Origin of the sequence: Citrobacter sp., from assembly GCF_050252275.1 — a bacterium.
In the GTDB taxonomy this organism is placed as follows: Bacteria; Pseudomonadota; Gammaproteobacteria; order Enterobacterales; family Enterobacteriaceae; genus Citrobacter_A; species Citrobacter_A amalonaticus.
Genome location: NZ_JBFWLF010000172.1, coordinates 1 through 9,952, shown reverse-complemented (window position 1 = coordinate 9,952; position 9,952 = coordinate 1). Strand labels below are relative to the sequence as shown.

The following is a 9,952-nucleotide window of genomic DNA, read 5'->3' as shown; positions in this document are numbered from 1 at the left end:
GTATTCGCAACCAATGTAAACCGTTGCCAGCAGGATCAGCGCCGATTCCGCTGGCAGATGCAAAGCAAAGGCCAGTGGCAACAGGATCGCCACGCCGTTGATCGGCCCCAGACCCGGCAGCAGACCGACAATGGTGCCGACGAAGCAGCCGATCAGCGCGATCACCAGGTTTTCCGGCGTCATCGCCACCGCAAAACCCTGAGAAAGATATATCCAGGTATCCATCGTTTCTCCGTTAACTCAGCCAGGCGCCGAGCGGTAAGGTGACATCAAGCAGGCGGTCGAAGGCATACCACAGGGCGACGCCGAGGATCGCGCCGGAAATGCCCGCGGCGGGTAATGTGGCGCCAAACAGAATGCCAATCACCAGCGTCAGAATGGCGGTGGCGACAGGGAAGCCCAGCCACTCAAAGCCCCAGGCGTACATCAACAGGACGATCACCATGGTTAACAGTTTTTGCAGGACGTGCCGGCGCGGCCAGTCCACAACATCCGGATGGCGTAACAGGAGTGCCAGCGCGCACAGCGCCATCAGGGCGATAATCCCCAGCGGAAACGGACGCGGGCCGACCGGTTCGTAACTGTATTCACTCTGAATTTGCCAGGCGATAAACAGCCCGGCGATACACAGCAACAGCCAGATACCGGCGAAAATACGATCGCTCATCGGAGCCTCCATCTTTATTTCGCCAGCCCAAAGGCTTTCGCCTGCTCGCGGTAACCGGTCACCTGTTTTTTGACATACTCATCCAGCTGTTGACCCGTCATATTGAATTCGAACAGGCCACGCAGGTCGCGCTGCTTTTTGAACGCGTCGGTCTGCTGGAGTTTTTCAAATGCCTGCACCCACCATTGATACTCGTCATCACTGACTTTTGGGCCGACATAAAAGCCGCGAATGATGGGCCAGACCAGGTCGTAACCCTGCTCTTTGGCGGTAGGCACATTGGCGAGTTGTCCGGGCAGACGGTTTTCAGAGAAGACGGCGAGGACGCGGATTTTATCGCCGCTCAGATAGGGCACCATCTCACTGAGATCGCCGGAAACCACCTGTACATGATTGCCCATCAGTGCGGTGACTGGTTCGCCGCCGCCTTCAAAGGCGACATAGCGCATCTTGTGCGGATCGACGTGAGCCTGTTGCGCCAGCAGCGCCGACTTCATCCAGTCCTGGCTGCCAATAGAGGCCCCGGCGCCAATCACCACGCTGTTGGGATCTTTTTCCATCGCGGTGAGCAGATCTTTCAGTGACTTCCACGGCGAGTCGGCGCGCACGGCGATCATGCCGTAGTCCGTACCGACGCTCGCCAGCCAGCGCACATCATCCACGCCGTAACGACCAAATTTACCCTGCGACAGGTTCAGCAGCGAACCGCCGGAGAACGCCACGACCGTCCCCGCTTCGGCGGGCCGTTGCGCGACGATCGCGTTATAGGCGACCGCGCCCACGCCGCCCGGCATGTAGGTGACGCGCATCGGTTTCTCGATAGCGCCAGTTTCCATCATGCTCACCTGAATCAGTTTGCAGGTAAGGTCAAAGCCGCCGCCCGGTTTCGCCGGGGCGATACATTCGGTACGCGACGGCGCTTCTTGCGCCAGGACAGAGGTGCTCATCAGTAAAACGCTTGCAGCAAGGGTACGAACGAACTGTTTTTTCATTATTTATCCTCACGCCGGAGAACCGGATGGTAGGGTTCGGAAGATTATTTTTTGATTATGTGAACCAACATGTAGCGGTTCAGTTGCGTGATTGTTAAAACATTAACCTTTCATTTCCCTTTCAATGCGGCAGAAACTTTACAGGATGTGATATGCGTCTCTTATTGGCGGAAGATAACCGTGAGCTGGCTCACTGGCTGGAAAAAGCGCTGGTGCAGAGCGGATTCGCCGTGGACTGTGTGTTCGACGGACTGGCTGCCGACCATCTTCTGCATAGCGAAACCTATGCGCTGGCGGTTCTGGATATCAATATGCCTAGGATCGACGGACTGGAAGTGGTGCAGCGTCTGCGTAAGCGTGCGCAGACGCTGCCGGTGCTGCTGCTGACAGCGCGTAGCGCGGTGGCGGATCGGGTAAAAGGACTCAATGCCGGAGCGGATGATTATCTGCCCAAGCCCTTCGAACTTGAGGAACTGGACGCCCGGCTGCGGGCTTTGCTCCGGCGCAGTGCGGGACAGGTACAGGAGCTTCAGCAACTGGGCGATCTGGCATTCCATGACGAAGGATATTTCTTGCTTCAGCAGCAACCGTTGGCGCTCACCCCGCGTGAACTGGCGCTGTTGACGGTGCTGATGTATCGCAGAACCCGTCCGGTATCGCGCCAGCAGTTGTTCGAACAGGTCTTCAGCCTGAACGATGAGGTCAGCCCCGAAAGTATCGAACTGTACATTCATCGTCTGCGGAAAAAATTACAGGGCAGCAATGTGCGGATCACCACGCTGCGCGGGCTGGGATACGTGCTGGAGTGCGGCAATGAGGTGGGTTAAACCCCAGTCGTTATACCTGCAATTGATGCTGTTTCTTGGTCTACCGTTGATTCTGCTGTGGGGACTGTCGGCGTTTAACAGCTACGTCAGCGCCCTGCAGGCGGCAACGCAGGCCTATGACCGCACGCTGCTGTCGTCTGCCCGCACGGTGGCGGAGCGGCTGGTGGTCCGCAATGCAACGCTGGAGGTCAATGTTCCGTGGGTGGTGCTGGACAGCTTTGAACTGAACATGAACGACCGGCTGTACTATAAAGTGGTGGATCCGTTGGGGAAGGTGATTTCGGGTTACGACGACCTGCCGGCAATGCCGCCTTCCACCTCTCGTACGCAACTCTACCCTGCGCTGGCCTGGTTTTATCATACGCAATATCAGGGGCAGGCCATTCGCGTGGCGCGCCTGTTGCAGCCGGTAAACGAGGGCGGCATTGTCGGGATGGCGGAGATCTACGTCGCAGAGACGCTACAATCGCGGCGTTACCTGGCAGGACAACTGCTGTTTTCGTCATCGGTAACGCAGGGTTTGTTGGTGCTGCTGACGCTGGTGCTGGTCGGCTGGCTGCTGCGCCGCGTGCTGCGGCCGATGCGCCAGCTCTCCTCACTGATGGTGCGACGTGAACCGGAACTCCTGACGCCGTTACCTGAACTGCTGCCCTGGTCGGAGACGCGGTTGCTGATCGTCGCGTTTAACCGCTATCTCGATCGCCTGCGCGCGCTGATCTCCCGGCAGGAACGGTTTAGCGCCGATGCCTCTCATCAACTGAAAACCCCGCTGGCCGTGTTGAAAACGCAGGCCGCCGTGGCGCTTGCCAGCGAACAGCCTCAGCAGTGGCACGAGAGTTTACGGGCGATGAGTACGACGCTGGACAACACCATCCTGCTGACGGAAAGGTTGTTACAGCTTTCAGCGGTGAAGCGAAAAGAGCAGGGGGAGCGGCAGTTTTCACCGGTCAATCTGTTCGAGGTGGTGCAGACGAGCTGTTTCACGCGACTGGCGCAGGCGCGCAGTAAAGGCATCGACCTGGGTTATGAAGGCGTGCTGGAGGCGATATGGATAGACGGTGATGATGTCCTGCTGGGGGAATTGTGCGGTAATTTGCTGGATAACGCCCTGAAATATACCCCGGCGCAAGGGACGGTGACCGCCAGGTTACGTCGGGAAGGTGAGGCCGTGGTGCTGGAGGTCGAGGACAGTGGTCCTGGCATCGAAGATGAACAGATTCATCAGGCAATGCTGCCGTTCCATCGTCTTGAAAATGCCGGAACGGAAGCCGGAGCAGGCATTGGCCTGGCGCTGGTTTCTGATATTGCCCGTTTGCATCGCACCCATCCTCATCTTTCACGCAGCACTACGTTAGGCGGTTTACATGTTCGGGTTCGCTTTTTAGTGGTCGCTCACATCCCGATGAAAACATAAATATTCTTTATAGACAATCAGATAGCCGGAATTACCACATTGGGCCATAAAAGCTTTTAGCAAAAAGTGCTTTTCAAAGGCAGTTTTTACACGCTGGCAAAATGCTAAAAATCTTATTGCGCAATATAAAAATCCAGGGTTCCTCTCTATTTTCCCTTTCATGATACGGAAAAATAGAATTTCGTCATCTGTCCTTCCCAGGAATTTATGCTCACTAATTATTATTTTCTGATATTAATGTTCAGGCTAATAGTCCGGGGGCGTATTGACAGCTTTTTAGGCGAGTGTAAAACTGAGCGCAAGAATTACATAAACATTATTAACCAAACAGCAAGCCGCAATGGCTGCCGCCGAACCGATCCCGGGTCGTCACCAGAAGGTCTGAATTTATCGTGTGTTGTCAGTCACCAACTGGCATGAGTGGATGTTTTGTACAGGGACACGCGTTATATATTTGCATAATATTGTTTTTTATTTCTGACGATGGTCTGTGATTCATTAACGCCCTCTCCGGAGAGTAAATCGTGGAGCCTGGATGTTCGTTATTTACTCAAGCATGGATACTATTGTCGGAGACAATATGTGAAATCATTATAACACCATCAATAGATTATTTAATTTAAGACTGTTCAGAATTCATTTCTGAATAGCCCTCTATTTCCCATTTCCAGGTGAGGGAAGCTTATCGATTCTATGTTGCGTATTAAAAACAATTACACCGCATATAAACATTTTATCAGATTATGAGCATTTTTTATGAACACAAATTATCGCGTTATATGGAATGAAGTTCTGAAGGTATTTCAGGTTTGTTCCGAGTTGGTGAGAGGGACAAGCCAGTCATCAACCCATTCATCTTTGAATACAACGTCCTCTTCCGCGCAACAACACCATGCTTTGCAACCGCTTTTTAAACGTAGTGCCCTGTCACTGCTGCTGCTGGCCTCTCTGCCCGCCAATTCGGCCATTATTGATAATGGCGAGGTGGTCAACGTGGCGACGGGATATTCACTGGATTACTACACTTTCATCGGCATGAACGGCGTGGGCACGCTGAATATTCTCGCGGGCGGTGTGGTGGCAGGATCGGATGTCTACAAGCTCATTATCGGCGATAACACCCAGGCGAACGGTACGGTGAACGTCGATGGTTCCGGCTCTTCGTTACGTTCAGGAGCGATGACCATTGCCGAGTACGGTGTCGGCACCATGACCATCTCCAACGCTGCGGTGGTGAATACTTCAGGGTTGGGCGTGTTGGGCGGATCAAATGGCAGTCACGGGTCCGCTACGATCCGTTCGGGTGGGCTGTGGAATTTAGTGAATCCTTCGGGGGCGCTCCAGGACCTGAATATTGGTTATGGCGGTACAGGAGTGATTAACATTGAAGAGGGCGGTGCGCTGAACGCCGGTATGACAACGATTGGCAGTTTTGAGGCCGGGGTCGGAACCGTCAGCGTTAGCGGTCAGAATTCAACAATGAGCACCGGCGCGCTGCGGGTCGGGGATTATGGTTCGGGAACGCTGAATATCTCTGACTCTGCCATTGTACGCAGTAGCGCCGACAGTATGCTGGGACGTTCGCCTGCTGGTTACGGGCGAGTGAATATCAGTAACGGTGGGGAATGGCGGATCGCTGACGCCAGTGACGTCACCAAAAAACTCAACGTGGGTCATTCCGCGACAGGGATACTGGATATTCAGTCGGGTGGGAAAGTGGTTGCCAGCGCGGTGAGCCTGGCGGCAAATGGCGGCGAGGGGACGGTGAATATCAATGGCGCCGGATCGCGTCTGGATGCGACGTCAGCCACCGTCGGCGCTGTGGGCGACGGTACTCTCAACCTGAGTAACAGCGGCGCGCTTAACCTGAATGGCATACTGTTCATTGCGCAGAATGCCTCAAGCACCGGCGTAGTGAACATTGGCGCGGCTCAGGGACAGGCCGCCGCCGGAGCGGGCGTGATTTCCGGCGTGACCGGCGTGACGTTTGGCTCGGGTACCGGTTCTCTTGTGCTCAATCACACCACCAACGATCCCTCCACCGCGGGAGGATATCAGCTCGCTATGCCGATTACCGGCCAGGGAACGATTGTTCATCAGGCCGGGCATACCGTACTGACGGGGGATAATACCTACAGCGGGAAGACCCTGGTCAATGGCGGCACGCTCACCTCGGCTCTGCAATCTAGCGCTAACAGAACCGGCCTTGGCAGCAGTGAAGTGACGATTGGCAGTGATGGCACGCTCGAAATTGTCGGTGCCACCGACACCAGCACTAATGACTTTGCCTTCAGCAATGTGTTGAACGGCACGGGGTTGATGTCTGTCAATCTGCACGCTGGGGATGATGTCTTTTCCTTTACGCCTGCCGTCGGCAACAGTTTTCGCGGAGCGGTTGAGTTGCGAAATAGCACATTTGCGCTTTCCGGGAATAACGCTTCGTCATTGGCACAATCGCTGTTAATCAGCAGTGCGGGGAACACCACAACCGTCAGCGGTACGCAGGATCTTACGGGGCTACTTTTTAATGGGGGCACGCTGGCTTTTGACGTTACGCTTCCGGGGGCAACGATCTCCAACAGTCTGGTGTCGGTCAATACCCTGGTTGCCGGCGCAGCGGGGGTAATGTACAACGGACGCGAATATCAGGCAGACGGTACCGGCACGGTGAAAGTAAACCTTGCCGATCCCTGGAACGATACTGGCGCGGCGGCGAATCCAGATACTACCGCAAACCTGCTCCAGCAGGATGACGCCGGGATTGGCGTACAACTGGTGAAAGCGTCGATTGTGCTTGGGTCGGGTGGTTCACTGACGCTTGCCGATCAAAACGGTGCGCCGATTGCGGGAGATAAAACCCTTCAGATAGCGCAGAACGGGACGACCGTGGCGAACGGGCAGTATGGTTTTCGCCTGACCACCGCACCGGGTAATGGCCTGTATGTAAACTACGGTCTGAAGGCGTTGGATATTCTCTCCGGGCAAACGTTGGTGCTGTCGCCGTATGCGGGGGCGACGGGTGCTGGCGCTGATATGTCGGCGACGATCTCCGGCAGCGGCAATCTGGCGGTGAATACGGCTGATGTCGTGTCGCTCTCCAACGGCCTGAACGACTACAGTGGTGCCACGCTGGTGCAGGCCGGGACGTTGCGTACCGACGCCGATGGCGCGCTGGGCGAGACCAGCGAATTGCACATCAGTAGTGGAGCAACCGCCGATCTCAATGGTACAACCCAGACGGCGGGTACGTTGACAGGACAGTCCAACTCCACCTTAGCACTAAATGGCGGATCGCTGACCCTGTCGAACGGCGGGCTTAGCGAGGGAAGTCTGACCGGCAGCGGCGCGCTGAATGTTAACGGCGGCCTGTTAACGATTGACGGTGCTAACGCTGCCCTGACGGCCAAAACGACCATCAGCAGCGGGGCGGAAGTGAGCGTAAATGATGTGCTGGGTGCAGGCAGCGGCGATATCGTCGACGGCGGGACATTAACCCTGAATGGCGTTGTCGGCACGCTGACGAACACCCTCAGCGGAGCGGGAGGCATTGATGTGGCAAACATGTCAGATGTGGTCGTCAGCGGGGATAACAGCGGTTTTAGCGGCCTGTTCAATATCGACACAGACAACAAACTGACCGTCAGTGAACAGCAGAACCTTGGCACTGCTTCTGTGACGGATAACGGCCTGTTGACGGTAGCGACGGACACGGACTGGACGCTGGACAATGCCATTAGCGGCACAGGCAATCTGACCAAGACCGGTAGCGGCGTGTTGACACTGAAACAGGATTTGACATCCTGGACGGGCATCACCGATATTCTCGACGGTGAGATTGCGCTGGGTAGCGATGCCGATTCTGCCGTCGATATGGCTAACCAGCAGGTGAATATCCACGATGGCGCTACCCTGTCGGGGTATGGTCGCACCGCCGGGGATGTGGATGTGATGAGCGGCGGGACGATGCAGGTGTCCGACTTTACAGTCGGCGGCAATCTGACTCACAGCGGCACTGTGATCCTGGGGCGTTCGGGCATGCAGCCGGGTAATCACCTGGATGTGAACGGTAACTACCACGGTAATGACGGTCTGATGGTATTTAACACAGCCCTCGGCGGTGATGATTCCGCCACGGACAAACTGACCGTACATGGCGATACCTCCGGTAACACGCGGGTGGACGTCAATAATGTCGGCGGTATTGGCGCGCAGACCCGCAACGGCATTGAACTGGTGCAAGTGGAGGGCAATTCAGCCGGTCAATTCGCCCTGACCCGTGGCTCCGTGGAGGCCGGTGCGTATGTCTACACGCTGGCGAAGGGAACCGGCGAGGCGGCGAAAAACTGGTATCTGACCAGCAAATGGAATGGTGTGATTGATTCGGACAACCCGCCGGTTGTTGATCCGCGGACGGTGGATGTTCTGCGACCGGAAGCGGGTAGCTATACCAGCAATATTTCTGCTGCGAACACGCTGTTTGCTCACCGTCTGCACGATCGTCTCGGCGAGCCGCAGTACAGCAATGCGCTCCAGGATGAAGGGCTGGCTGGCAGCATGTGGATGCGCCACGTCGGCGGGCATGAACGTTCCTCGGCGGGGGACGGCCAACTGAAAACACAGAGCAATCGCTACGTGCTGCAACTGGGCGGCGACATTGCACAGTGGAGTATGGATGGGCTGGACCGCTGGCATCTCGGCGTAATGGGCGGTTACGCCAATGAGCACAGCAACACCCAGAGTAACCGAGCAGGATACGGTTCAGACGGACGTACCAGCGGCTACAGCGCCGGTCTGTACGGAACCTGGTATCAGAATGCCGTGGATAACACGGGGGCGTATGTTGATAGCTGGTTGCTGTACAACTGGTTCGACAACACGGTGGATGCGGACGAGCGTGAGAGCGACAGCTATGACTCTAAAGGGCTGACGGCCTCGCTGGAAGCGGGTTACACCCTGAAAGCCGGTACGTTCAGCGGCAGCCAGGGTTCTCTGAACACCTGGTACATCCAGCCGCAGGCACAGGTCACCTGGATGGGCGTGAAGTCGGATTCGCATACCCGGCATGATGGTACGCGCATTGAAACAGAAGGTGATGGCAACATTCAGACGCGTCTTGGGGTGAAAACGTACCTCAACAGTCATCACAAAATGGATGACGGACAGCAGCGTGAGTTCCAGCCCTATGTCGAAGTGAACTGGATCCACAATACCGAATCCTTCGGCGTGAAGATGGATGGCGTGAAAATCAGCCGTGATGGCGCGCGCAATCTGGGTGAGGTGCGTACCGGGGTGGAGGGTAAACTGAATAACCGTTTAAGCGTCTGGGGGAATGTCGGTGTACAACTGGGTGATAAAGGCTACAGCGATACCCAGGGCATGCTGGGAGTGAAATACAGCTGGTAAGTTCAGACGGGGAAAAGCAGAAATAAAAAAGCCGCGTAAGCGGCTTTTTTATTCTTTAATGATCAGGGCGAAAGATTTATTCGCTGATTTTCTTCTCTACGCTGGCTGCGCCTTCTTTGGTTTTATTCCAGCCCTGCTCAGCGCTTTCTTTCGTGGCGTTCCAGCCTTTTTCAGTACCTTCTTTAGTTTTATGCCAGGTTTCTTGCGAGCCTTCGCTAACTTTGCTGCTGATATTATCCTGTTTACCTTCGGCGCGGTGTTCTGCTTTCAGTTTTTGCTCTTCACCCTGATTCTGCGCCTGGTGTAATTTCTCTTTCGCTGTATTTGCGTTTTCATGTGCGGCAGCGACATCATTATCGGTTGCGTGTGTCGTAGCGGCAAAAACAGGAGAAGCCAGCAGAAGTGCAGATAATGCGATTAGAGTCTTTTTCATCATGTCCTCGCTTTACGTTATAAGTTATTAGCGTGATTAAGCATGGCATCTAAACGAAGCGCTGGCTTTAGGAAAAAACTGTAAGCGGGAAATATCGATTTTTTCCATGTGTTACGTCAGGAGCGCGTCATGCTGATTGGCGTTGACGGCGACAAATTAATATCGACATGACTATGGTTATTTATCGTTCTTTCTACCATGCTTTTTAGATTCGTG

At 55.1% G+C, this 9,952-nt stretch carries 6 protein-coding genes and 2 pseudogenes; 4 read left to right on the top strand and 4 right to left on the bottom strand.

The window, feature by feature from the left end:
* From AB7E14_RS14910 to AB7E14_RS14900, 3 genes are all read right to left on the bottom strand, one after another.
* Positions 1-225: tripartite tricarboxylate transporter permease (locus AB7E14_RS14910; RefSeq protein ID WP_428169635.1), on the bottom strand; the 225-nt coding region annotated here is incomplete at its 3' end.
* 10 nt (positions 226-235) lie between these two features.
* Positions 236-667, bottom strand: coding sequence for a tripartite tricarboxylate transporter TctB family protein (locus AB7E14_RS14905; protein WP_042999651.1), 432 nt, complete (start codon positions 665-667; stop codon positions 236-238).
* Between the two features lie 14 nt (positions 668-681).
* A complete protein-coding gene (locus AB7E14_RS14900; RefSeq protein WP_042999652.1) occupies positions 682-1,659 on the bottom strand; it encodes a Bug family tripartite tricarboxylate transporter substrate binding protein in 978 nt (325 codons plus the stop codon).
* Between the two features lie 152 nt (positions 1,660-1,811).
* Between AB7E14_RS14900 and tctD the strand changes: the two genes are divergently transcribed.
* The 4 genes and pseudogenes from tctD to AB7E14_RS14880 form a co-directional block, all read left to right on the top strand.
* A complete protein-coding gene (gene tctD, locus AB7E14_RS14895) occupies positions 1,812-2,486 on the top strand; it encodes a transcriptional regulator TctD (RefSeq protein WP_428169634.1) in 675 nt (224 codons plus the stop codon).
* On the top strand, positions 2,473-3,900 hold the full coding sequence (locus tag AB7E14_RS14890) for a sensor histidine kinase (protein WP_316962820.1): 1,428 nt from the start codon (positions 2,473-2,475) through the stop codon (positions 3,898-3,900). Before tctD ends, AB7E14_RS14890 begins: the two co-directional genes overlap by 14 nt.
* 756 nt (positions 3,901-4,656) lie before the next feature.
* A pseudogene (locus tag AB7E14_RS14885) lies at positions 4,657-4,770 on the top strand (ESPR-type extended signal peptide-containing protein); the annotation flags it as partial.
* A gap of 240 nt (positions 4,771-5,010) precedes the next feature.
* Positions 5,011-9,303 (top strand): annotated as a pseudogene (locus AB7E14_RS14880) (autotransporter outer membrane beta-barrel domain-containing protein); the annotation flags it as partial.
* A gap of 76 nt (positions 9,304-9,379) precedes the next feature.
* On the opposite strand, the gene AB7E14_RS14875 reads toward AB7E14_RS14880, so the two are convergent.
* Positions 9,380-9,736, bottom strand: a complete 357-nt coding sequence (locus AB7E14_RS14875) for a hypothetical protein (protein WP_042999656.1) — start codon at positions 9,734-9,736, stop codon at positions 9,380-9,382.
* Between the last annotated feature and the right edge of the window lie 216 nt (positions 9,737-9,952).